Source organism: Stenotrophomonas sp. YJH_SMC_36, assembly GCF_059369935.1.
Map to the genome: position 1 here is coordinate 49,736 of NZ_JCAFTD010000008.1, position 24,026 is coordinate 73,761.

At 65.1% G+C, this 24,026-nt stretch carries 21 protein-coding genes and 1 pseudogene; 11 read left to right on the plus strand and 11 right to left on the minus strand.

Annotation, left to right across the window (positions count from 1 at the left end):
- The first annotated feature begins 121 nt into the window (after positions 1-121).
- The 4 genes from AC5P76_RS15820 to hglS all read left to right on the plus strand — a co-directional run bounded on the left by AC5P76_RS15820 (position 122) and on the right by hglS (position 3,359).
- The gene (locus tag AC5P76_RS15820; RefSeq protein ID WP_065175425.1) at positions 122-529 is read left to right on the plus strand and encodes an EF-hand domain-containing protein; all 408 of its coding nucleotides are present in this window, start codon (positions 122-124) and stop codon (positions 527-529) included.
- A gap of 95 nt (positions 530-624) precedes the next feature.
- Positions 625-1,377, plus strand: coding sequence for an HAD family hydrolase (locus tag AC5P76_RS15825; RefSeq protein ID WP_053519655.1), 753 nt, complete (start codon positions 625-627; stop codon positions 1,375-1,377).
- Between the two features lie 31 nt (positions 1,378-1,408).
- Positions 1,409-1,897 carry a hypothetical protein gene (locus AC5P76_RS15830; RefSeq protein ID WP_053519656.1) on the plus strand — a complete coding sequence of 163 codons (489 nt, stop codon included), beginning with the start codon at positions 1,409-1,411 and terminating at the stop codon, positions 1,895-1,897.
- 100 nt (positions 1,898-1,997) lie between these two features.
- On the plus strand, positions 1,998-3,359 hold the full coding sequence (gene hglS, locus AC5P76_RS15835) for a 2-oxoadipate dioxygenase/decarboxylase HglS (protein WP_253119781.1): 1,362 nt from the start codon (positions 1,998-2,000) through the stop codon (positions 3,357-3,359).
- A gap of 82 nt (positions 3,360-3,441) precedes the next feature.
- Here hglS and scpC read toward each other — a convergent pair whose 3' ends face one another.
- Complete coding sequence (scpC, locus tag AC5P76_RS15840) at positions 3,442-4,956, minus strand: succinyl-CoA:acetate CoA-transferase ScpC (RefSeq protein ID WP_193396603.1); 1,515 nt, start codon at positions 4,954-4,956, stop codon at positions 3,442-3,444.
- A gap of 318 nt (positions 4,957-5,274) precedes the next feature.
- Between scpC and glnE the strand changes: the two genes are divergently transcribed.
- Positions 5,275-8,070: a bifunctional [glutamate--ammonia ligase]-adenylyl-L-tyrosine phosphorylase/[glutamate--ammonia-ligase] adenylyltransferase gene (glnE, locus tag AC5P76_RS15845; protein ID WP_253119783.1), complete on the plus strand. Its 2,796-nt coding sequence runs from the start codon at positions 5,275-5,277 to the stop codon at positions 8,068-8,070.
- Positions 8,071-8,181: 111 nt separating this feature from the next.
- Here the strand turns inward: glnE and AC5P76_RS15850 are convergent, their stop codons facing one another.
- The gene (locus AC5P76_RS15850) at positions 8,182-8,748 is read right to left on the minus strand and encodes a queuosine precursor transporter (protein ID WP_053520117.1); all 567 of its coding nucleotides are present in this window, start codon (positions 8,746-8,748) and stop codon (positions 8,182-8,184) included.
- A 101-nt stretch (positions 8,749-8,849) separates the two neighbouring features.
- Positions 8,850-9,809 carry a mitochondrial fission ELM1 family protein gene (locus tag AC5P76_RS15855; protein WP_253119785.1) on the minus strand — a complete coding sequence of 320 codons (960 nt, stop codon included), beginning with the start codon at positions 9,807-9,809 and terminating at the stop codon, positions 8,850-8,852.
- Positions 9,810-9,935: 126 nt separating this feature from the next.
- On the opposite strand from AC5P76_RS15855, the gene AC5P76_RS15860 reads away from it, so the two are divergent.
- The gene (locus AC5P76_RS15860; protein ID WP_053520115.1) at positions 9,936-10,526 is read left to right on the plus strand and encodes a malonic semialdehyde reductase; all 591 of its coding nucleotides are present in this window, start codon (positions 9,936-9,938) and stop codon (positions 10,524-10,526) included.
- 85 nt (positions 10,527-10,611) lie between these two features.
- A complete protein-coding gene (locus AC5P76_RS15865) occupies positions 10,612-11,322 on the plus strand; it encodes a YceI family protein (protein ID WP_074902043.1) in 711 nt (236 codons plus the stop codon).
- 103 nt (positions 11,323-11,425) lie between these two features.
- On the opposite strand, the gene AC5P76_RS15870 is transcribed toward AC5P76_RS15865, so the two are convergent.
- Positions 11,426-11,827, minus strand: coding sequence for a hypothetical protein (locus AC5P76_RS15870; protein ID WP_053520114.1), 402 nt, complete (start codon positions 11,825-11,827; stop codon positions 11,426-11,428).
- Between the two features lie 181 nt (positions 11,828-12,008).
- Between AC5P76_RS15870 and AC5P76_RS15875 the strand changes: the two genes are divergently transcribed.
- Positions 12,009-12,833: a hypothetical protein gene (locus AC5P76_RS15875; protein WP_253119787.1), complete on the plus strand. Its 825-nt coding sequence runs from the start codon at positions 12,009-12,011 to the stop codon at positions 12,831-12,833.
- Positions 12,834-12,849: 16 nt separating this feature from the next.
- Here the strand turns inward: AC5P76_RS15875 and AC5P76_RS15880 are convergent, their stop codons facing one another.
- Together AC5P76_RS15880 and AC5P76_RS15885 are read right to left on the minus strand one after the other, a co-directional pair.
- Entirely contained in the window at positions 12,850-13,647 is a 798-nt protein-coding gene (locus tag AC5P76_RS15880) for a siderophore-interacting protein (RefSeq protein WP_053520112.1), read from the minus strand.
- Between the two features lie 59 nt (positions 13,648-13,706).
- On the minus strand, positions 13,707-14,264 hold the full coding sequence (locus AC5P76_RS15885; RefSeq protein WP_053520111.1) for a PadR family transcriptional regulator: 558 nt from the start codon (positions 14,262-14,264) through the stop codon (positions 13,707-13,709).
- Between the two features lie 573 nt (positions 14,265-14,837).
- On the opposite strand from AC5P76_RS15885, the gene aceE reads away from it, so the two are divergent.
- Positions 14,838-17,525 carry a pyruvate dehydrogenase (acetyl-transferring), homodimeric type gene (aceE, locus tag AC5P76_RS15890; protein ID WP_065175416.1) on the plus strand — a complete coding sequence of 896 codons (2,688 nt, stop codon included), beginning with the start codon at positions 14,838-14,840 and terminating at the stop codon, positions 17,523-17,525.
- A 71-nt stretch (positions 17,526-17,596) separates the two neighbouring features.
- Positions 17,597-17,938: a primase 1D-like protein gene (locus tag AC5P76_RS15895; protein ID WP_429000974.1), complete on the plus strand. Its 342-nt coding sequence runs from the start codon at positions 17,597-17,599 to the stop codon at positions 17,936-17,938.
- A gap of 483 nt (positions 17,939-18,421) precedes the next feature.
- Here the strand turns inward: AC5P76_RS15895 and AC5P76_RS15900 are convergent, their stop codons facing one another.
- The 5 genes and pseudogenes from AC5P76_RS15900 to AC5P76_RS15920 form a co-directional block, all read right to left on the minus strand.
- Entirely contained in the window at positions 18,422-19,660 is a 1,239-nt protein-coding gene (locus tag AC5P76_RS15900; protein WP_253119789.1) for a type II restriction endonuclease, read from the minus strand.
- A 21-nt stretch (positions 19,661-19,681) separates the two neighbouring features.
- Positions 19,682-20,113, minus strand: a complete 432-nt coding sequence (locus tag AC5P76_RS15905) for a very short patch repair endonuclease (protein WP_262100729.1) — start codon at positions 20,111-20,113, stop codon at positions 19,682-19,684.
- A gap of 2 nt (positions 20,114-20,115) precedes the next feature.
- The gene (dcm, locus tag AC5P76_RS15910; RefSeq protein ID WP_317233202.1) at positions 20,116-21,357 is read right to left on the minus strand and encodes a DNA (cytosine-5-)-methyltransferase; all 1,242 of its coding nucleotides are present in this window, start codon (positions 21,355-21,357) and stop codon (positions 20,116-20,118) included.
- A gap of 633 nt (positions 21,358-21,990) precedes the next feature.
- Complete coding sequence (locus tag AC5P76_RS15915) at positions 21,991-22,359, minus strand: hypothetical protein (protein ID WP_253119791.1); 369 nt, start codon at positions 22,357-22,359, stop codon at positions 21,991-21,993.
- Between the two features lie 484 nt (positions 22,360-22,843).
- Positions 22,844-23,058: pseudogene (locus AC5P76_RS15920) on the minus strand (hypothetical protein).
- A 132-nt stretch (positions 23,059-23,190) separates the two neighbouring features.
- On the opposite strand from AC5P76_RS15920, the gene AC5P76_RS15925 reads away from it, so the two are divergent.
- Positions 23,191-23,856 carry a DUF6988 family protein gene (locus AC5P76_RS15925; RefSeq protein ID WP_253119793.1) on the plus strand — a complete coding sequence of 222 codons (666 nt, stop codon included), beginning with the start codon at positions 23,191-23,193 and terminating at the stop codon, positions 23,854-23,856.
- Positions 23,857-24,026 lie beyond the last annotated feature (170 nt).

The window sequence follows — 24,026 nt, forward strand, 5'->3', positions numbered from 1 at the left end:
GTGGTTAACCGCGCGTGTGGATGCCGGTCGCGGCGCAAAATCGATTCAGAAACGGGGTGGCAGGGTAGGTGCCGTGCGGAAACAACAGGCCGCGCAACACCACCCCAAGGAGACATCCCTGATGACCATTCGCAACCGCAAGCCCCTGATCGCCCTGATTGTCGCCGCCGGCAGCGTACTGGCCATTCCGGCCATGGCACAGACCGCGCAGCAGCAGGCCGCACAGGCGCAGAATGATGCAGCGCAGGCCCAGCAGGCCGCCGCGCAGGCAGGCCAGGCCGCGAACCAGGCCACTGACGCAGCGGCTGCCGCATCGGCGCAGGCCAGCGGCGGCGGCCAGACCTGGGCCAGCATCGATACCGACGGCAACGGCACCATCAGCAAGTCCGAGGCACAGGTCAACGCCGGCCTTGCCCAGGTGTTCGACCAGGCCGATGCCAACAAGGACGGCGAGCTGAGCGCCGATGAGTACAAGGCCTATGTGGCCGCCCAGCAGGCCGGTGCCGGCGGCGCCGCACAGGGCCGCTGATCCACCGTTGGTTCGGGACAACCGGTGCATGGGTACCCGGGCGGCGCCAGCCGCCCGGGTTTTTTTCGCCCTCGCCGCGCCTGTATCCTTGTCCGATGAACACCTCCACGCCTGCGCCCGCGCGCGCCATCGGCCTGGTCGGTTTTGACGGTGACGACACGCTGTGGAAGAGCGAGGACTACTACCGCAAGGCCGAGCAGGACTACCTTGACCTGCTGTCGCGCTACATCGACGTGCACGACACCCAGACCGCCCGTCACCTGCTGGAAGTGCAGCAGCGCAACCTGGGCGTGTTCGGTTACGGCGTGAAAGGCATGGCGCTGTCGATGATCGAGGCGGCCATCGACATCACCGGCCAGCGCATCGAGGCCAGGGACATCCAGCGCATCCTCGATATCGGCCACGACACCCTGCGCCATCCGGTCGAGCTGATCGACGGTGTGCGTGAATCGGTGGCGGCCATCGCCGAGCACTATCCGGTGGTGCTGATCACCAAGGGCGACCTGTTCCACCAGGAAGCGAAGATCAACGTCGCCCGGCTGCATGAACTGTTCCCGCGCATCGAGATCGTCTCGGAGAAGGACCCGGCAACCTATGCTCGCGTGCTGGCCGAGTTCGACCTGCCGATCGAGCGCTTCGTGATGGTCGGCAATTCGCTGCGCTCGGACATCGAGCCGGTGGTCACGCTCGGGGGCTGGGGCATCCATACGCCCTATGCGGTCACCTGGGCGCACGAGACCCAGCATGGCGTGGCCGACGACGAGCCGCGCATGGTCAGCGCCGATACCGCCTGGGACTGGCCGGCCGCACTGGCCGCGATCGAAGCCAAGGCCAGCGTCGCGGCCTGACAGGGCGCGACGGCTGCGGCAGAATCGGGGCATGAATGCTCGCCTGCTCACGCTGCTGATGCTCCTGCTGCTGGCGCCGGCCACCGTGCTGGCACAGCAGACGGCCGAACGCTCGGCAGCCTATGAGGTGGACACCGGCGACCGCTGGATCGACGCCCAGCTGCGCGACATCAACCACTACGCCGAGCGCTACCCCGATGCCTTCCTCGACGAGGTCTCGCGCTATGCCGATGTGCCGCGTGGCTATGTCAGCGCGCTGTTCAGCACCCACGGCTGGCAGGCGGGTGACCTGTACTTCGCCTGCTTCTGGGCCAAGGCCAGCGGCCAGACCTGCCGCGACAGCGTGCGTGCCTTCAGCCGTGACCCGGCCGGCGGCTGGCAGGCCGTGGTGAAGCGGATGCCCAAGGCACCGGACAACCTGCACTACCGCGCCGTGCGCCACGCCATCGTGGCCAGCTATGAGCATTGGGACCGGCCGATCACCCTGGATGCCACCCTGAAGCGCCAGCTCAACCGGTAGCGCCGGTCCGCTCCATGCTGCTCTGCATATCGCCGCCGGCCCCGCGCTCCGGCGACAATACGGGGCCGAGCTGTTCCCCGTTCCCGTAATCGAGTGACTGATGAGCGCCTCTTTCGTTTCGCCTGATGTGATCCGCCGCCTGTTCGCCCAGGCCATGTCCCGCATGTACCGCACCGAAGTGCCGCTGTACGGCACGCTGGTGGAACTGGTGGAGCGGATCAACGCGCAGGTGCTGGCGCAGGACCCTGCATTGGCTGCGCAGCTGCAGCGCAACGATGAGCGCGGCCGGCTGGACGAGGAGCGGCACGGCGCGATCCGCGTCGGCACCGTGCAGGAGCTGGCCACCCTGCGCCGCCTGTTCGCGGTGATGGGGATGTTTCCGGTCGGCTACTACGACCTGTCGGTGGCCGGTGTGCCGGTGCATTCCACCGCGTTCCGCCCGCTCACCGGTGCGGCGCTGGCGCAGAATCCGTTCCGCGTGTTCACCTCGCTGCTGCGCCTGGAACTGATCGAGGACGAGGCCCTGCGTGCGCAGTCGGCGCAGATCCTGGCCCGCCGCCGCATCTTCACCGATGCCGCCCTGGCCCTGATCGACCAGGCCGAGCGCGATGGCGGGCTGTCGCAGCACGACGCCGAGCGCTTCGTGGCGGAGGCGCTGGAGACCTTCCGCTGGCACGGTGACGCCACCGTCGACCTGCCGACCTACCATGCGCTGCACCAGGCACACCGGCTGGTGGCCGACGTGGTCAGCTTCCGTGGCCCGCACATCAACCACCTGACCCCGCGCACGCTGGACATCGATGCCGCGCAGGCAGCGATGATCGAGCAGGGGATGGCCGCCAAGGCGGTCATCGAAGGTCCGCCGCGCCGCGCCTGTCCGATCCTGCTGCGGCAGACCAGTTTCAAAGCGCTGGAAGAAGCCGTGCATTTCCCCGATGAGCAGGGCGGTGATGCCGGCACCCACACCGCGCGGTTCGGCGAGATCGAGCAGCGTGGCCTGGCCCTGACGCCGAAGGGGCGCGCGCTGTACGACCAGCTGCTGGCGCAGGCGCGCAACAGCGAAGGTGCCGGCAGCACCGGTGGCGACTATGGCCGGCGCCTGCAGGCAGCGTTCGCAGCGTTCCCGGACGACCATGACACCCTGCGCCGCGAGGGTCTGGGCTACTTCCGCTACCAGCTGACCGAGGCCGGCCGCGCCGCGCCTGGCGGGATCGGTGACCTGCCGGCGGAAGCCCTGATCGCGGCGGGGCTGGTGGTGGCCGACCCGATCGTCTACGAGGATTTCCTGCCGGTCAGCGCCGCAGGCATCTTCCAGTCGAACCTGGGTGGCGAAGAGCAGCGCGCCTATGCCGCACATGCCAACCGCGAAGCGTTCGAGCAGGCGTTGGGCGTGCCGGTGAACGATGAGTTCGACATCTACGAGCGCCTGCAGGCCGAATCACTGGCGAGCCTGCGCGGTTGATGCGTTGCTCGCCGGGCATGGCCCGGCGCTACCAGGGACAATGCAGCGGTAGCGCCGGGCCATGCCCGGCGAACCCTATGCCTCAACCCTTCATCGTGCCCGTATCCAGCCACCGCTGGTGCCAGGACAACGCTTCCGGCAGCAGGTGCGGGGTGTGCTTGCCATAGCTCTCACGGCTGGCGCGGTCGAAGTAGTCCTGCAGCTGCGGGCGGAAATCCGGATGCGCGCAGTTGTCGATCAGCACCTGCGCACGCTTGCGCGGGGTCAGGCCGCGCAGATCGGCCAGGCCCTGCTCGGTGACGATCACCGAGACATCGTGTTCGGTGTGGTCGACGTGGCTGGCCATCGGCACGATCGCCGAGATGGTGCCGTTCTTCGCCGTGGACGGGCTGAGGAACGCCGACAGGAACCCGTTGCGGGCAAAGTCACCAGAGCCGCCGATGCCGTTCATGATCCGCGTGCCCATCACGTGCGTCGAATTGACGTTGCCGTACAGGTCCACCTCGATCATGCCGTTCATGCCGATGCAGCCCAGCCGGCGCACGAGCTCGGGATGGTTGGAGATTTCCTGCGTGCGCATGATGATGCGCTCGCGGTAGAAGTCGATGTTCTCCTTGAACGTCTCGTTGGCCTGCGGGCTCAGCGCGAAGCCCGTGCACGAGGCATAGCTCAGCACGCCGTCGCGCAGCAGGTCGAGCATGCCGTCCTGGATCACCTCGGTGAACGCGGCCAGATCACGGAAACCACTGCTGGCCAGGCCTGCCAGCACCGCATTGGGGATATTGCCCACGCCGGACTGCAGCGGCAGCAGGTTCGGCGGCAGCCGGCCGTGCTTCACTTCGTGCTTGAGGAAGTCGATCAGGTGCGCGGCGATCTGCTCGCTGGTCGCATCGATCGGGCTGAACGGGCTGTTGCGGTCCGGGCCGTTGGTGCGGACCACCGCCACGATCTTGTCGGGGTCGCAGCGCAGCGCGGTATCGCCGATGCGGTCGTTGGCGTTGACCAGCGGAATCGGCTTGCGATGCGGCGGCAGCGCGGTGCCGTAGTAGATGTCATGCATGCCATCGACGCCGGCCGGCTGCCACTCGTTGACCTCGACGATCACCTTCTTCGCCAGGTCCAGCCAGGTCTTGTTGTTGCCGACCGAGGTGGACGGCACCAGCGAGCCGTCCTCGCGGATGGCCGAGACTTCCACCACGGCGGTGTCGATCTCGCCGTAGAAGCCGAACCAGACGTGCTGGGCAACGTGGCTGAGGTGGATGTCGATGTAATCCAGCTTGCCTTCATTGATGCGGTTGCGCGCATCCGGGTCGCTCTGGAAGGGCATGCGCATGGCGATGCCATCGGCCTTGGCCAGCGCACCGTCCAGCTCCGGCGCGGTGGAGGCGCCGGTCATCAGCTTGATCTGGAAGGGCTGGCCCTGGGCATGTACCGCTTCGATGCGGCGCGCCAGTTCCACGGGGACGGCCTTGGGATAGCCCGAGCCGGTAAACCCGCTCATGGCCACGGTTTCACCCGGCTGGATCAGCGCGGCTGCGGCCTCGGCGGAGACCACGCGGTCGCGGAGACGCGCGTTGGCGATGCGATCAACAGACATGACGACAGTGTTTCTGGGGGGAGCCTCGATTATCGGCCATCCCCCGGCGTACGGGGGGGCTACCTTCGTGGAATGGCTTTTCGCGGGCGGGGCTATCCATACCCGCCGGTTCTGTTTTGCAGTGCAGCGTGCAAAGTCCTTTCGCAGCCCGCAGGATGGCCCTGCATCCCGACGTGGGGGAGGGAGCAGAGCCCGCTGGCAGTTCGCTGCAAGCGGGCTTTTTTATTGCCCGCTGCCCAGGATGAATGCGCGCGATGGACGGCGGCGCAGCGACTTCCCGCCGTTGGCAAAGGCGCCCGGCGCCGCGAGAATCAACGCATGACCCTCGCCCCCGCCGAACTGCCCGCCGCGCTGCAGCCCCTGGTTGATCGTGCCCTGTCGCGCCTGGCCCAGGTGGTTCCGGAACCGATTCCGGCCGACCTGCGGCCCCTGCTGACCCACCTGGCCATCGCCAGTGACTTCGCTCTGGACACGCTGGTGCGGCAGCCCGGCCTGTTGTCGCAATTGGCCCAGCCGGGGTGCCCGCCGTTGCCGACGCCGGTGCTCGACCCGGTGCAGCCCGGTGAATGGCCGGCGCAGCTGCGGCGTTGGCGTGCAGCGATGTCGACGCGCCTGGTCTGGCGCGATCTGGTCGGGTTGGATGACGTGGCGCAGACACTGGCCGGCGCCACCGCCCTGGCCGAAGACTGCCTGCGGCTGGCGCTGGACGCCCTGCAGCAGGAATTCGCACAGCGCCACGGCGTGATCCGTGATGACGAGGGCCGCGTCGAGCAACTTGTCGTATTTGGCCTGGGCAAGCTCGGCGGTGGCGAACTCAACTTCAGCTCCGACATCGACCTGGTCTACGCCTACCCGCAGGGCGGTGAATCGGACGGACCGCGTCCGCTGGCCGCCGAAGAATACTTCGCGCGGCTCGGCCAGCGCCTGGCCAAGCTGCTGGATGAAACCACCGTCGATGGCTTCAGCCACCGCGTCGACCTGCGCCTGCGCCCGTTCGGCAGTGCCGGCCGCGTTGCGCTGTCGTTCGCTGCGATGGACCAGTACTTCCAGCGGGAGGGCCGCGACTGGGAACGCTACGCCTGGTTGAAGGCACGTGCCGTGGCCGGTGATATCGCCGCCGGTGAGGCGTGGCTGCAGACGCTGCGCCCGTTCGTCTATCGACGCTATCTGGACTTCACCGCGCTGGACGGACTGCGCGAGATGAAGGCTGCGATCACGGCTGAAGTCGCCCGCCGCGAACTGCATGAAGACATCAAACGCGGTGCCGGTGGCATCCGCGAAATCGAATTCCTGTGCCAGGCACTGCAGCTGATCCGTGGCGGCCGCGAACCGGCCCTGCGTGAACGTCGCCTGCTGGTGGCGCTGCAGGCGCTGGTGGCGGCGGGCCAGATCGCGCCCGAAGACGGCGCATCGCTGGAGCAGGCCTACCTGTTCCTGCGCCGCCTGGAGAACCGGCTGCAGATGCTGCGCGATGCGCAGACGCATGTGCTGCCCAGCGATGCGATCGACCGCGAGCGCATCGCCCTGGGCCTGGGTTACCCGGACTGGGAGGCGCTGCGCGCCGCACTGACCGTGCAGCAGCAGCGGGTCAGCACCGAGTTCGCTGCATTGCTGGCACCGCGCAAGGGCCAGGCGGCGCCGGATGCGCTGGCCAACTACTGGCGGAGCCTGCCCGGTGGCAGTGACGCGCCGTTGCTGGCCGAAGCCGGTTTCCTCGATGCGAACGGCGCCGATCAGTCGCTGCGCGATTTCGCGCAGAGCACCGGCGTGAAGTCGCTGTCCGACGCCGCGCGCGCGCGGCTGGACCGCGTGCTGCCGGCGCTGCTGCACGCCGCCACGCGCTCGCCGCAACCGGATGCCGCACTGAAGCGCGTACTCGGCCTGCTGCAGGCGGTGCTGCGCCGGACCAGTTATCTGGCCCTGCTGGACGAACAGCCCAGTGCGCTGGCGCGGCTGGTGGATGTGCTGGCGCGCAGCGCGCTGCTGGCCGAGCGCCTGGCGGCCTATCCGTTGCTGCTGGACGAACTGCTGGACGTGCGCGTGTCCGGCCCGATGCCGGATGCGGCCGGCATGCTGGCCGAATGCCAGCAGGCGCTGACGGTCGAAGACCCGGAAGCCGCATTGCGCTGGCTCAACGAAACCCGGCTGGCCCTGAGTTTCCGCATGGCGATGGCCACGCTGGACGGCCGCCAGGGCGCGGTCGACAGCACCCGCCAACTGGCCGAGCTGGCGCAGGCGGTGGTGGTCACGGTGCTGGCCATGGCCGAGTCCGACATGCAGGCCGCGCACGGCGGCATTCCCGGCGGGCGCTTTGCGATCATCGGCTATGGCAGCCTGGGGGGCCTCGAACTCGGCTTCGGTTCCGATCTGGACCTGGTGTTCCTGCACGATCATCCGGCGGGCGTGGAGGCCAGCGATGGCGCGCGCGCGCTGGAGCCGGGACGCTGGTACGCGCGGCTGGCACAGAAGGTGATGGCCCTGCTCGGCGCGGTCACCGCCGCCGGTCGGCTGTACGACATCGACGTGCGCCTGCGGCCGGACGGCGGCAAAGGCTCGCTGGTCTCGTCCCTGGCCAGTTACACCGAATACCAGCGCGAACGCGCGTGGACCTGGGAGCATCAGGCGCTGGTGCGTGCGCGCGGCGTGGCCGGTGATGCCAGCCTGCTGGCCGACTTCGAGCAGGTGCGTGAGCAGACCCTGGGCCGTGCACGCGACCCCGCCACCCTCTATGCCGATGTGCTGAAGATGCGAGGGCGCATGCGCACCGAACTGGACCGCAGCGATGCCGCGCGCATCGACCTGAAGCAGGGCGCCGGTGGCGTGGTGGACCTGGAGTTCCTGCTGCAGACCGGTGTGCTCGAGCGCAGTGCACAGGTACCGGCGCTGCTGTCACCCCGCGATACGCCGTCGTTGATCGATGCATTGGCCGCAGCGGAATTCCTGCCGGCCGCCACCGCGCAGGCACTGCACGCTGCGCATGCCACTCTGCTGGATGTGGGCCTGGCCTGCACGCTGGACCGTCGCCCGCGGCTGGCACCGACCACACCGGCCATCGAAGCGGCCTGCGCAGCAATCAGTGCGGCCTGCCGGGCGGCCGGCCTGCCGTTCGGCTGATCGGCGGCGAGGCCGCCGGGCATGGCCCGGCGCTACCCGAACAGGCGCGCTGCGCCATGCCGGCGTCATCCAAACAAACGCAGCGGTAGCGCCGGGCCATGCCCGGCGGAATCACCGCGCGCTTTCCGCGCGCAGAGGCGCCATCTTCCACAGCAGCGCGCGGAACGGCGCCAGCAGGCACACGCCGATGGCCAGCTTCACGGCCAGATCGCCCGCCGCCCAGCTCACCCACGGCAGGCTGGAACCGGCAAAGGCGATCGACCAGAAGATCGTGGTGTCCACCGTCGCGCTGCAGGTGGTGGCTACCATCGGCGCACGCCACCAGCTGCCCCGGCGCAGGCGGTCGAACACGGTGATGTCCAGCAGCTGCGCCACGATGAAGGCCGAGCACGATGCGATGGCGATGCGCGGCGTCGCCACCCAGACCGACAACAGCACCGCCACCGCGAAACCTATCCAGGCCACGCGCCGGGCGGGTCCCGGGCCGAAGCGACGGTTGATCAGATTGCTCACCAGGAACGCGACGGGATAGCTGAACGCACCCCAGGTCAGCCAGTCGTTGATCGGGTACTGCACCAGCACGTTCGACAGCAGCACCACCGCGCCCATCGCCAGCACGGCCAGCACCAGGGCGCGCGGGGTCAGCGGGGCAAAAACGGGGGCAGGACGCACGGACATGGCGAGCCAGGAGGACAAGGGGAATCGCCCATTATCCGCCCGGCCAAAGGCAAATCCAAAACCACCCGTTCAGGAACACACCAGCCGTCAACGGTGGGGCGTTACCCCAATGCCAGCCGCGCCCTGACCTCGGCGGCGATGCGCGCGGTTTCGCGCAGTGGTTCGATGCGGTCGTACTGCCAGTCCAGCCAGCGTGTCTGCAATCGCCCGCGCTCGTGCAGCTGCTGCTGGAAGCGGGCGAGGCGTCCCTGCGCGGTCTCCGCCAGCGCCACCATCACCGGCATGCGCGTGGCGCAGGCTTCAGAGAGCAGGTTCACCGAATCGGGCGATACCACCACCCGGTTGGCCCAGCCGAGCAGGCCGCCATACGGATTCACCCCGTCGCCGCCATCGCCCCAGATCACGTGCGGCAGGTCGGCGAAGGTCGCGCGCAGGATCTCGGCCAGTGCCGGCGGGGTGCGTCGCGAGGTGGTGGCCAGCAGGCTGCCGCCTTCGCTGCGGATCTGCGCGGCCAGGGCGCGGAACACACCGACCATCGCCGTTTCGTCCCAGGGCGCCAGCGGCGTCGGGCCGCCCACCAGCAGTGCAGTGCGCGGACCGGGCAGGGTGCTGAAGCCGGCGAACGCGGCCCGTCCCCAGGCCAGCCAGTCGTCATCGACCGGGTTGAGGCTGCCGATCAGGGTCAGCACATTGCTGCCGCGCAGGCGGTCATGCTCGGGTACCACCACCATGTCCCAGTGGCGGGCGCCGATGCGCGGGTCGAGGATCTGCACCACCTGCGTGCCGCGTGCGCGCAGCACGCGCAGCGCACCGGCGGCCTGGCGGCCACAGCCGATCGCCAGCGCGGGGCGCTCGGCAGCCAGCGCCGCGAACGCATCGCCGTAGCCGTTCACGTCACCGGGCAGGCGCCGTGGTGACATCCAGCGCCAGGGCGCCCGAGGCTGCAGCACCACCGGCCGATAGGTGCCCTGGCGCAGCGCCGAGGCCAGCGCGACCGCCTGGCGGACATTGCCTGCACGGCCATCGGTGACCGTCCACGGTGCGCTCGATCGTTTCACCATTGGCATTAATTCGTTTCAGCCCTGCTGGGTGTTGCAACAGTCGCGACACTCTACACTGCGGCTGGTCGTTTCGCCCCGCGTTGCCCGCGGGCACTGACTCCCCTTCGCCGCCCTGGAGATGCACCGATGTCCCACGCGCTTGACGCCGCCGCACTGGATCAGCTGTTCCGCACCGCCCGCACCCAGAATGCCTTCCTCGACACCCCGGTGGACGACAGCCTGCTGCAGGAACTGTACGAGCTGGTGAAGTGGGGCCCGACCGCGGCCAACGCCAGCCCGGCGCGCTTCGTGTTCGTGAAGTCGGCCGAAGCCAAGGCCAAGCTGGCCCCGGCGCTGTCCGAAGGCAACCATGACAAGACCATGGCCGCACCGGTCACCGTCATCATCGGTTTCGACCTGGATTTCCACGAGAAGCTGCCGTACCTGTTCCCGCACGCCGACGCCAAGTCCTGGTTCGACGGCCCGCAGGAAGGCCGCCACGAGGCCGCCATCCGCAACGGCAGCCTGCAGGGCGCCTACCTGATCCTGGCCGCGCGCGCGCTGGGCCTGGATGCCGGCCCGATGTCCGGCTTCGACCCGGCCAAGGTCGATGAAGCCTTCTTCGCCGGCACCAGCATCAAGTCGAATTTCCTGGTCAACCTGGGGTACGGTGACCCGGCGGGCCTGTTCCCGCGCCTGCCGCGTCTGTCGTTCGACGAAGCGGCGCGCATCGCGTAAGTCGCTGTATCGGTTTCGGGCCCGCCGGTTGCGGCGGGCCATTGCTGCACCCTGTACCCACCCTACGATCCGGAGAGTTCCTCAGATGAGCGCCACCCGTAAACTGCTGCTGCCGCTGGCCCTGACCCTGGCCATCGCCGCCTGCTCCAAGCCGGCCGATACCGCTGCCCCGGCCGCTGATGCCGCCGCTCCGGCCGCCACCGAACAGCCGGCCGCCACCCCGGCTGCCGATGCTGCCGCTGCCGCGCCGGCCGCCGAAGCGATCCAGATCGCCTCGGGCACCTACAAGCTCGACCCGAGCCACACCGACGTGCTGGCACAGTGGAGCCACTTCGGCTTCTCCAACCCGAGCGCGCACTTCGGCAACGCCGAAGGCACCCTGGTGTACGACGCCGCCGACGTGACCAAGTCCACCGTGGAAGTGAAGCTGCCGCTGAGCGGCCTCAACAGCTTCACCGCCAAGTTCGACGAGCACCTGAAGAGCGCCGATTTCTTCGACGCTGCCAAGTTCCCGGCGGCCACCTTCAAGAGCACCAAGGTGGAATCGGCCGGCACCAACAAGCTGACCGTCACTGGCGATCTGACCATCAAGGACATCACCAAGCCGGTGACCCTGGACGTCACCATCAACGGCGGCGGCGAGCACCCGATGGCCAAGGTTCCGGCCGCCGGCTTCGATGCCACCACCACCCTCAAGCGCAGCGATTTCGGCGTGGGCGCCTACGCCCCGAACGTCAGCGATGAAGTGAAGATCCGCATCACCACCGAAGCCACCGGCGAGAAGCCGGCGGCTTGATGCACCCCGCTCACTCGTCGTGAGAAGGCAGAAGGCCCGCTGCGAAGCGGGCCTTCTTTTTTAGCGCCGGGAACGCGCGTTGGCCGCTACCGGGTACGTGCGCTCAGCGCAGCGCGCCCAGCCACGCTGCACACGCCTCGCTCGGGCTCTGCTTGGCCTTCACCGTCATGCCACTCACCCGCACGAAGGTCTGCGCGGCCTGCGCCACCACCTGACGTGCGATCAACGCGGCCTGCCTGGTCGCCGCCTGCTGCTTGCGCAGCTGCACGATATGCACCGACGGCCGGCCCACCGGCGCGTACTTCTGGTCGCGGCGCAGCACATCGGCCACCTGCGCCACTTCGTACTCGGCCTGCAGGAACCGGTGTTCGGCGTCCAACAGGTCCCGCAGCGGTGCACGCAGGGCGGCCGGATCAGCGAAGGCCGCCAGCGCGCCATCACAGGCGTCGTCGTCGTTGAAGCGGGAGCGCAGCGCATCGACGCCGGCCAAGGTCAGTTTGCCCACAGGGGCCTCGTTGCAACTGGGAAGGAGCGCGATTGTCGCATCTGCCCGGGTCGATCCGATGCCGGCGTCATGCGCCGCTCCGTGGGACAAGGGGTCTGGCCCCGTGGCATGGGCCGAAGAGCCACCGAGGGTGAACCCGGTCCTACAATCGCCTGCTGTTTCATCCACGGAAGGTAAGGCCATGCAGGACGTGCAGTACTGGTTGAACGAATTCTGGGCCGGGTTGAGCGTGCTCGATCTGGCAGTGGGCAGCGTGCTGGGCGCGCTGCTGGGCCTCATGGTTGGCCTGGCCGGCTGGTACGCGCTGCGCCGCCGCGGCTGGTTGCAGCGGCGCAGGCGCGGGCATCACTGGCTGCTGGCCAGTTACGCGCTGCTGCTGCCGCTGGGCACTGCCTTCTTCGGCCTGCAGCTGGGTTTCACCGCGGGCGCGCACCGCGCGCTGCTCCAGCAGATGGACCATTTCCAGCCGCATCTGCAGACGCTCGTGGCCCAGTGGAGCCACGGGTTCACCGACTCGCTTGACGACCCGCGCATGCGCGATGCGCTGCACAGCGAAGGCACGGTGGGCGATGTGGCCGAAGCGGTCGCCTCGGCCTACCTCAGCGAACACCCGCTGCCGGTACTGGATCGCCTGGGTGACGGCGTACTGGCACGCGCCAGTGGCTGGGTGATCGGCAAGGTGCGCGAAGGCGTGCTGCGCGGCCTGGTGGAAGACACCCTGGTGGACAAGGCCGGTGTGCTGGGCGTGGAGCCGACGGTGGTGCGCGAAGCGCTGACGATGCGCGTGGACGAACTGCTGCACACCCGCGGCGTGTTGCGGCTGGTGAAAGCGCAGATCAACGGCATGATGCCGGGCGTGTATTTCGGCCTGCTGCTGCCGTGGCTGGTCGTTGTGCTGCTGATGGCGCTGGAGATCTGGGCCGCGCACCGGTTCGGATGGCGACAGGAGCGCATGCCGGTGGCTGCCTGCTGCAGAGCCGGGCCATGCCCGGCTCACGCAGACTGAGGCCAGCGCGGCGCGCTCAGTCGCCGTCGGTATCGTCCGGGTGCGCCTTCCAGTAGCCGGTCGAGCGGATCCAGTCGCGCGGCACGCCCAGATGGCCTTCGATGAACTTGCGCATCATCCGTGCGCGACGCGATTCGGTGGCGATCCAGTAGAACGTGTCGCCCTCCGGTGCCTCGAAGTCGGTCAGCATGTCTTCCAGCAGCGTGCTGCTGGCCGCCGGGAAGCCATTGCGCTCCAACCAGTGAATCTGCACGTTCTCGTACTGCGGCAGGTCCTGACGCTCGGCTTCGTCGCTCACTTCGATGAAGGCCTGCACCTCGGCGCCCTCCGGCAGCACGTCCAGCCAGCGGGCAATGGCCGGCAGCGCGGTTTCATCGCCAATCAGCACGTAGGCGTCGTAGCTGTCGGCCACCACGAACGAGCCGCGCGGGCCGCCGATCACCAGCGTGTCGCCCGGCTGCGCCCGTTCAGCCCACGGCCCGGCAATGCCCTGGTCGTGCAGCACGAAGTCGATGGCCAGTTCGCCGGCGTCGTGGTCCCACCAGCGTGGGGTGTAGTCGCGTGCCGGAGACGGCTGCTTGCCGTCCGGGTAGCTGCGGCCTTCGGCCGTCAGCACCGGCAGCACCATTTCGCCGCTGGCGTTGGGGAAGAACAGCTTGATGTGGTCGTCGGCGCCGGGCGAATCGAAGCCGGCCAGATCATCGCCGCCCAGCACGACGCGGCGCATGTGCGGGGTGACCACCTCGGTGCGCAGCACCGTCAGTTCGCGGAATCTCACATCCAGGCGCAGGCGCGCGTTGTGATGCTCAGTCATGGGAATACCTGTAAAGGTGTCGCGCAGGGGGCGCGGCGTAGGGGGAGACCTGGCTGGAGTCAGTCTGGCTGGGTCGTTGAAGAGGTGGGCTCGCTACCGGTGGTGCCGTTGATCAGTGCCGATGCCTGCGACAGCAGCGCCGCCACCTGCTCGGCCTCGCCTTCGGCCCAGCGGCCGTGGTGATGCACCAGCGCCCGCTTGAAGTCACGCAGGGCGCTGGCCAGCGGCGGCGGCAGCGATGCCTTGGTGATCTCGCGGGCGCGATCGAAGGCCCGTCGCTGGGCCAGGCGCACCTGGGTGCGCTGCACCTTCAGCTCGAACTCGCCGGCGGCGGTGATGCGGAACACCCGGCGGCCATCCACTTCCTCCGATGCCACCCAGCCGGCCTGCTCGAAGCTCGCCAGCAGCGGGTACATGGTGCCGGCGCTGGGCGTGTAGGCCTGCAGGAACTGGTTGCTGATCAACTGCATCAGCTCGTAGCCATGGCGCGGCTGCTCGCCGATCAGGGCCAGCACCAGCAGGCGCAGGTCGCCCCGGCTCAGCACGCGTGGCTGGCCATGGCGGCGGGGCACGGCCGATTCGCTGGAACGGGTTCTGGGGGAAGGGGAACGGCTCATTTCGATATATCGGTAACGAGTATCGAAACGATATATCGATAGGGCAGGCGCCGGCAAGCATCGATCCGGCCACAACCGTGCCGCGTTTGGGCCACGTACACAGAAAGGGCGCCCTTGCGGTGCGCCCCGGGGACCACTGTGGAAGGGAGCGAGGCAGCCAGACGGCGGGCCGTTGCGGCAGTGCCAACACTCGCCGTCACCTTGCGCGGCCGGCGCAGCCCGGTCCAGAGCCGGGCGCGACACCGCATCAGTCATTCAGCTGCGGTGCCCCCGGCGTAGGCCCACACGCGGTCGGCCGTGCCCTACAACGGTCATCGCCCTGGGTAACACTTCGTTCTGCACATGCACCAGGCGGGCAATCGCGACGTGCCCGAAGCGGTCCAAGGCCCGCCGCAGCGGCCTGCAGCGCGCCTGCTGGCCCGCCGAAGACAGGCGGGACATGCCTTGCGGACACTGGCTGCATGCGTCCATACGCCAGCGTAGCCAAGTGACGAAAGCCCTTGGTGCGCTACACTTTGCGGTCTAGATATCTATACAACAGTCGCGCGCGTGCGTGCGGTTATGGGAGCGCTAATGAACTGGTTGAACGAGGTGCTGAACAACGACCCGAATCCTGTGGAAACCCAGGAGTGGATCGAGTCGTTGAAGGCCGTTATTGATGTCGAGGGCTCCGAGCGCGCGCATCAGCTGCTGGAAGGCATGGTGGAGCTGACCCGTCGTTCGGGCGCCTACCTGCCGTTCTCTCCCACCACCGAATACGTCAATACCATCGAGCCGCAGTTCGAGGCCAAGAGCCCGGGCAATGCCGAGCTGGAATGGCGCATCCGTTCGATCATCCGCTGGAACGCGATGGCCACCGTGGTCCGCGCCAACCGCAAGCCGGGCGACCTGGGCGGCCACATCGCCTCGTTCGCCTCCGGCGCCACCCTGTACGACGTGGGCTTCAACCACTTCTGGCGCGCCCCGAGCGACAACCACCCCGGCGACCTGCTGTTCATCCAGGGCCACAGCGCCCCGGGCATCTACGCCCGCGCCTTCCTGGAAGGCCGCATCAGCGAAGAGCAGCTGGACAAGTTCCGCATGGAAGTGGACGGCGGTGGCCTGTCCTCCTACCCGCACCCGTGGCTGATGCCGGACTTCTGGCAGACCCCGACCGTGTCGATGGGCCTGGGCCCGCTGGCCGCCATCTACCAGGCGCAGTTCATGCGTTACCTGGAAAACCGTGGCCTGATCGAGAAGTCCGACCGCAAGGTGTGGTGCTTCATCGGCGACGGCGAGTCGGACGAGCCGGAAACCCTGGGTGCCATCGCCCTGGCCGGCCGTGAAGGCCTGGACAACCTGATCTTCGTGGTGAACTGCAACCTGCAGCGCCTGGACGGCCCGGTGCGCGGCAACGGCAAGATCATCCAGGAACTGGAAGGCGTGTTCCGCGGCGGCGGCTGGAACGTCATCAAGCTGCTGTGGGGCGGTTACTGGGATGCCCTGCTGGCCAAGGACACCAACGGCGTCCTGAAGAAGCTGATGATGGAAACCGTCGACGGCGAATACCAGAACTGCAAGGCCTTCGGCGGCGCGTACACCCGCGAGCATTTCTTCGGCAAGTACCCGGAGACCGCCGCGATGGTCGCCGGCCTGTCCGACGACGACATCTGGCGCCTCAACCGTGGTGGCCACGACCCGCACAAGGTGTACGCCGCCTACCACCAGGCCGTGAACACCAAGGGCATGCCGACCGTCATCCTGGCCAAGACCGTGAAGGGTTACGGCATGGGCAGCGCCGGTGAAGCGTTGAACCCGACCCACCAGACCAAGAAGCTGGACGACGAAGCCGTCAAGCACTTCCGCGACCGCTTCAACATTCCGGTGACCGACGAGCAGCTCAAGGACGGCCAGGTGCCGTTCTACAACCCGGGCCCGGACTCGCCGGAAGTGCAGTACCTGCAGGAGCGCCGTGCCGCACTGGGCGGTTACCTGCCGCAGCGCCGCCGCAAGGCCGACAAGAGCTTCAACGCACCGAAGCTGGAAACCTACGAGCGCCTGCTGAAGAGCAGCGGCGAACGCACCTACTCCACCACCATGGCGTTCGTGCAGAGCCTGAACATCACCCTGCGCGACAAGGAGCTGGGCCCGCACATCGTGCCGATCGTGGCCGACGAAGCCCGCACCTTCGGCATGGAAGGCCTGTTCCGCCAGATCGGCATCTACGCGCCGTTCGGCCAGAAGTACAAGCCGGTGGACGCCGACCAGCTGATGTTCTACCGCGAAGACCAGAGCGGCCAGGTGCTGCAGCAGGGCATCAGCGAGCCGGGCGCGATCAGCTCGTGGATGGCCGCCGGTACCAGCTACTCGGTCAGCAACGTGCCGATGCTGCCGTTCTACATCTACTACTCGATGTTCGGCTTCCAGCGCGTGGGCGACATCGCCTGGCAGGCTGCCGACATGCGCACCCGCGGCTTCCTGCTGGGTGGCACCGCCGGCCGCACCACGCTGAACGGTGAAGGCCTGCAGCACGAAGATGGCTTCAGCCATCTGGTGGCCGGTGGCATCCCCAACGTGCGCAGCTACGACCCGACCTTCGGCTACGAAGTGACGGTGATCCTGCAGCACGGCACCAAGGCGATGATGGAAGACCAGGTAGACGAGTACTACTACCTGACCCTGATGAACGAGAACTACGCCCACCCGGACATGCCGGAAGGCGCAGCCGAGGGCATCGTCAAGGGCATGTACCTGCTGACCGACGCCGGCAAGCCGAAGAAGGGCGAACTGCGCGTGCAGCTGCTGGGTTCGGGCACCATCCTGCGCGAAGCCATCGCCGCCGCCGAGCTGCTGGACAAGGACTTCGGCGTGACCGCCGATATCTGGAGCTGCCCGAGCTTCAACGAACTGCGCCGCGACGGCTTCGATGTGGAGCGCCACAACCGCCTGCATCCGGAAGGCGAGCAGCGCAAGGCCTACGTGACCGAGCTGCTGGAAGGCCGCCAGGGCCCGGCGATTGCCGCTACCGACTATGTGCGTGCGTATGCGGACCAGATCCGCGCGTTCGTGCCGATGTCGTACACGGTGCTGGGTACGGATGGCTTCGGTCGTTCGGATACGCGTGCGAACCTGCGTCGCTTCTTCGAGGTTGACCGGTACTACATCGCGCATGCCGCGATTGCAGCGCTGGCGAAGGAAGGGAAGATGACCGCGAAGGATGTGGCCCGGGCGATCAAGCAGTACAAGATTGATCCGGAGAAGGCTAATCCTGTTGGGGTTTGAGACCTGGCGCTTTAAGAAAAGGGAGGGCGGCCAAGTGCCGCCCTTTTTTTTGCTATTCCCAATGATTGATTTTGTGGGGCAGGCAGATAGGTTCTTTCTCGACGAGGGGCAGAGATATTGTTGGCCACAAGATCTACGACGAGACGATTCCTTTTACGAGTGGGCGTAGTTTCCTCGGTTACTCGTTAGCTTTGCTATCGCCGGGCGAATGGGTGACATACATGGCGAAATTGCTTCTCGTTGATTTTCTTGGGGAGCCTCCGCTTATCGATCATCGTTGCGTGGGTCATCGCTTGGCCCGCGGGTACGCAGCACTACGCTGGTCGTCGAATAGTGATAGATATTTGGGCTACCCCAAGAGATTTGATTTGCAGTCGTCTTCTGCTTTGAGGAAGCGATTCAATACCGATTAATTCTCATCGGATCCTTACGCTCTACTGAGGCCTTCAAGTGATTTTCAGGTGGGGCGTATTTTCAAATTGACTTGGAGGCTGCAAGGCAGATGAATGGATGTTGGATCTAATTCAAGAATTATTTCTTGGTGCTGCCTGCGCTCATGTAGAAAAGGCAGCTTGACGCTGCCTTTTAGTCGAGAATTTTGGTTTGCCTACCATTTTTTTGAGTAGTTATTCTTTACGGATTTGGCTATGAATGAATTCAGTCCGTGGCCTTGGCTTGCGAGGGTCTTCATTTGGGCGACAATTGCTGATCCCGGCTTGTTGTTGTCATATAGATAGTTCCGACAAGCTCCGCTCGCGAACACGACATGAATTGAGGTGCTTGTGACATCGTATGAAACTACATTGGAGTTTCCATTCAAATTTAGGTATGGCGTCATTTCAAATATGCCCGCATGATTGATTGTGACTATTCATTAAGAAAATTTGACGTTCGAGCTATGATTGGAGGCTCTGGGCTAGAGCTATAAAATTTCCAAGTGTCCAAAGATGTACTTGTTGATCAGCTGTGTAGGCCGATTGCAGCGACCTTGGAACGACCAGTGCAAGACTCTTGGAACGCATCTCATCAGTCTGCTGGACCGAAATTGGGGCTTCTAGAGTGAGGAGGTGTTTGCTTGGAATTCTATCGGCCTCGGCAAGGACCTGGCGCCACCGATCTTTACATGTCGACTTGACTCCAAGCATTAACAATTTATCCGCCTGGAACGTTGCGTCATGATAGCTCTCTTGGCTGGGGAAAAGAAAATCCGGTTTTGAACGGTTCTCCGTCTTGGCAGTGCGGGAGTGTTTAAGTTTGTAGGACCTGAATATATGCTCGAGATGGTTCTCAAGCGTTAGCCCAACGCGACTCTTTCTGCGATTCTGCACTGAAAGCGAGTAGGAGACGAAGGAGTCGACGTCCGGTTCGCCATGCGTAGACACAAACCCTTCCATCAGACGCTTGGATACGATGTATTTCTCAAGTGCACGGAACAACTGCTCTTCCTTCTCCATCCACGCCATAAGCGCGTGATCAGGGTCCTCGAGTGAATCAACCTGCGTGCACTTTGATCGGCTGAATGCTGAAAATTGCAGCGTGGTAGGGAAGGACTCCCCAAAGAGGGTGATCATTTCATCTAGATGACTGTCATCAAGCCAGCCGATGTCCAGACCGATACTCTCGAGAATCAGGCGTGATGCGAAGCCGAGCTGCTGTCTGTCGAAGTCATTTTCAGATCTGAGCATGTAACCCGAGCCGCTGGTGTCCACGCCAAACAGCCACTCAATCTGTTGTCCGATGCTGGATCCGCTCTTTGCAACTATTACAAGCAGGGATCGGTCTTGGCAGAGGGCAATGATCAGAACATCACCTGCGCTAAAGTTTGCAGAAACCGAAGTGCTTGGAAAGTACAGCCGATACTCATCTCGCATTACGCCGCGCTCTTCGCGAGCTTTCTGCCGCGCGTCGTACCATGTAAGCACGGCGTCCTCCACGATTGGCTCGGGTTCTCCGTCGCTCAGGTACATCATCTTCGAAGGATAAGGCACTCGCTGGTCGGGCTCACCCAACATCTCGCGCAGCGCTCTTACGCCGTTGAACTCGTGTTGATTGGACTTGAGGACGTTGGCTTCCACCTCAGTCAGCCGCTTGGCGGCTACACCTTGGAAATACTCCGACAGACTTCCCTGTTTCATGCTACCCCCTACTGGCGCCAGTCAAGGCTTTGCCTTTTTTACGTCAGACGCGATCCGGTCTAGTACCAGACTCTGCCTATCCGGAGGAAGGCCACGAAGTGAGCACTCCCATACCTCAATCACGTGCCATCCTAGCGACTTTAGCTGACCGTTGACGCGTCTGTCTCGATTCCGGTTGGTCTCGATCTTTGACTGCCAGAAGTCGGGGCGGGTTTTGGGTAGCCGATAGAGCGGGCAGTCATGCCCGTGCCAGAAACACCCGTGGACGAATACAACCGTCCGATACTTTGGAAGCACGATGTCCGGTCTGCCGGGCAGCTTTGCACCACCCAGGCGATACCTCAGTCCCCGGGCATGGAGACCCTTGCGTACTAGGACCTCCAGCTTCGTGTTCGAACCACGTATCCGCGACATCTGCGCGGACCGTTGCTCCGGGGTGAGGCTGTCTGCCAAGGTCAGCCCTTGGCCTTCTTCTTCGCCGGTTTGGAAGCAGCCTGCTGAACCAGATGGGGAAGCATGATCCGGGCGACTTCCGAGATGACCGGGACGACCACCGAATTGCCGAACTGCTTGTACGCGCGGGTGTCGGAAACCGGGATGCGGAAGTTGTCGTCGAAGCCCATCAGGCGAGCGCACTCGCGTGGAGTCAGTCGGCGCGGGTTCTTCCTGGCACCCTGCGAGATCAGAATCTCGGAGCCGTCCTTGTAGTACCGGGCTGAGAGCGTGCGGCAGGTGCTCTCTGGCGTCACCAAGCCGAAGCCGAAGCCATTGCCTTTGTCGCGATGCTTGGCGGCGTAGTTCTGCAGATAGTCCCACAGCTTGTCCGACAACGTGTACTTGTCGAGCACTTTGCCTTTGGGGCCGTCGATGTAAGGCTGGCCCTCACCTTCGCTGCCGTCCTGCCTGTGCAGGACCGAGCCCATGCGCGGCGAGATGCCGAAGTCAGGCAGCTCAAGGTCTTCCCAGGTGAACGGAGTCTCTTCGCGGAAGCCCACAATGATGATGCGCTCCCGATGCTGCGGGCCGAAGTGCTTGCCGTTGATGACCCTGTAATGCACGTGGTAGCCGAGTTCGTTCTGCAGGACGTCGATGATGGTCGAGAACGTGCGGCCCTTGTCATGGCTCATCAGGTTCTTGACGTTCTCCAGAAGGAATGCGCGCGGGCGTTTGGCATCGATGATGCGGGCCACATCGAAGAACAGCGTGCCTTGGGTTTTGTCGGAGAAGCCGTGGGGCCGCCCTAGAGAGTTCTTCTTGGATACGCCGGCAATGGAGAACGGCTGGCAGGGGAAGCCGGCCAGAAGCACATCGTGGTCCGGCACGTCGTTCTCGTGGACCTTGGTGATGTCCGAGGCGAAAACATGGTCGGGGCCGTCGTGGAAGTTGGCCTTGTAGGTCTTCACCGCGTACGGGTCCCATTCGCTGGTGAACACACAGCGGCCGCCCTGTTTTTCGAAGGCGGTACGGATACCGCCGATGCCGGCGAAAAGGTCGATGAAGCGGAACTGGCCCTCTCCGGACGGTGGTTCGCCGAACGGCAGAAGGCGCTGGCGGATCGCGTCGGCAATGTAGGGCTTGGGCTCTGTTTCGCGCAGCTGCCAGCGACGGACCGTCTTCGGATCAACTCCCAATGCCTGGGCGACCTCCTTGGGGCTGAAGCGCTGGAGGGAGAGGTCAATCAGTTCGTACGCGTTCATGGGTGCTCCGGGAATTCGGAGGACAGTATGTCCAATTTCTTCCCGTGGGAGAAGTGGGTAAATCGAGGATTGCCCTGATCCAAGGTAAGGACTTGGCCGTCGCTCAGGTCGGCCGGCGGGCGGGGCAGCACTGCGATGCTTGCAGGAGTCTGTCGCAGACGGTGAGACGGATGAACAGCTGCCTGATGTGCAGGAGCGCGCGGGCACCAGATGCAGGGAGCCGGTTCGCCGGCAACTCGCTATAAAGGCGATGTGTGCGCTGCGCCGGGACACCATTCCGAGAGGAAGCGCCGTAGCAGTTCTGCTTCAGCGCTCTCATCGGTCTGCGAAATGATCAGCAAGTATGAGGACGAGTTGTCTATCAACGCGAAGAACTGGCCATGAACGCTGAGCTCGAAGTACTCACTTCGAGGGTGTGGCGCTTGCAAGCCAATCCTCCGTGAAGAGACATCCTGAGCAATCTCTGCCGCACCAGCACGCATGACTGCAAAGTCCTCATGAGAGACCTTCGGGCATGTTCTGGCTGCGAGCATGCCGTGGGGAAGCTGCGTGTCTGCAAGTACAACGCACAGCAGTACCGCGGCCAGCGCCGGGGTGGAGTGCAGAGGCTTCATTGGCGGGTCGCAACGAACGCTACTCCCGCACCTGCAACCGATCAGCCACCTGCGCCGTCAACGCCACACACGCCATCTTCAACCCTTCCATCACCCGATCCCCCACGTACTCCTCGGACGGGCCGTTCTGCCGAGTCCGTTCCGCAGCCAGCATCAACTCCGCGACCACACGCAGACCGGCCACGGCGCAGTCCGCATCCGCTAGCTGAAGGCAACGCCCAGGCAGTTGATGTCGTTCCGGCCAAGGCTGACCATCCGCCGCAGCACCGGTTCCGATGCGGCGCAGCGTGGCGACGAAGGAGTTGGGATCGGGGGAGGGTTCGCGCTCGGCTTCGGTGTTGTCCGGATCGTATAGCGCGTGCAGGGAACGGTAATCCGAGTTGCTCATGGCAATGCTCCGTACAGGACAGATAGCAGCGCCACCAGTAAAGGCGGCGGACGGTGCGGGCTCGAAAACCGGCATGTACCAGACCGGCGGATCCGAAGATCCCCACGCACCGCCCGCCATAGAACGCGAACGGATTGCCAGCCGGCGCCACACAAATGGTGACGCCGGCCGGCAAGCGCATACATCTGGTACATGGGCGGGTTTTCGAGTCCCGCGCCACCCTTTTTCGGTGGCACCCCAAGATGTACCCGCACTAATGCGAAATGCCAAGAAATCGTCGGCCACAGGGGCCACAGATGCTGACGCTTACGGCATTGTTGCATGGCACGCGCAAAGCGGAAGCCTTGCAGTGCAGCGGTTTCGCCCGTTGTTAAGTTACCGCCCGAATGCGCTCCCAAAAGCACGGATTGCCGCCGTGTGAGGTTCCAGAAGCGACACTCAGCTCAAAGCGTCGGTAGGCGAGTTGGGTCAATTGCGACACAGCTTATCGCTTCGACGCCAGACCCGGTCGCGGCCACAAGGCATCGTCGCGCTCCAGGCGTAGTCGCTGCCGAACGCCAGCGTCGCCTCGCGCGACGGCAGATCCGCGTAGCGGCCCAGCAGGTGCTCATCCACGCCGGCATCGCCAAGGTCGATAGCGAACAGATAGAAAAGTTCCTTATCGAAGCCTTCCAGCCATGCGGCGCCGACATTGGCCATGCTTATCTTCCAGCAGGATCGGGAGGACGGCTGCAGTGGGTCCCAAAGAATGGGATGAGGCACCGGACCCGGTCTGGTGGACCGGTTCTTTCGCTGGATATGCTGCGCCAGCCGACATCAGGAGTCATCGCCATGGAAGACCTGCTCAATCGATCCGCATTGCTCAATCAAGCGATGCTCTCCACCGTAGACCATCCCCCTGCGGATGAGTCTGCCAGACTGTTGGCGTCCAAGGACGCAGCGTTGCTGAGCATTGAACACGGGGAGGCGCTTCGCGTACTGATGGGGACAGGCATGGGGTCCTCGGCCATGGCGCTATTCCGTTGCCAGTACGAGGCATTCACCCGATCCGTTTGGATTGAGCACTGCGCACTCGAAGATCAGATCGCGCTGCTGTCCCGGCCACCGGAAGCCGGATCAGACGAGAAGGGGCTGCCGATGCTGTCGAGGATGCTGGAGGCATTGATGCAGGTCCCCCTTCTGGCCAACCTGCTGCCACATCTCATCGAACTGAAGGCGTATGCCTGGAGGCCGCTGAACTCATTTGTGCATACAGGGGTACACGCATTGAGTCGAAGTCGTGATGGCTTCCCCATGCTCTTGGCGATGGACGTCATACGAATGAGCAACAATCTGTCGATGATGGCTGGCCAGCACCTCGCCATCCTCACTGGTATCCCGGAGCTGCAGAAGGAAGTGATTCGACTCAACGAGACGTACGCGGAATGTCTCCTCATTGATGAAGAGAATCGTCGCACCCTCCAGAAGGCAGCACTGGCTGTACCTTTGAGCGGGTGAGTGGCGGTCACTTGCCGAGGGGAGGCGACCCTTAACCCGATGGCCGGGTGGGTGGCAAGTCGTTTGATCGCCTCGACCCGGGGCATGATAAGGCGGCCATCGCCACCGCCACCGCAACGGCGGCCAAGCTCAAGTGACCGATCGTCTCCGCTTGAGGGAGCAGTGTCCGG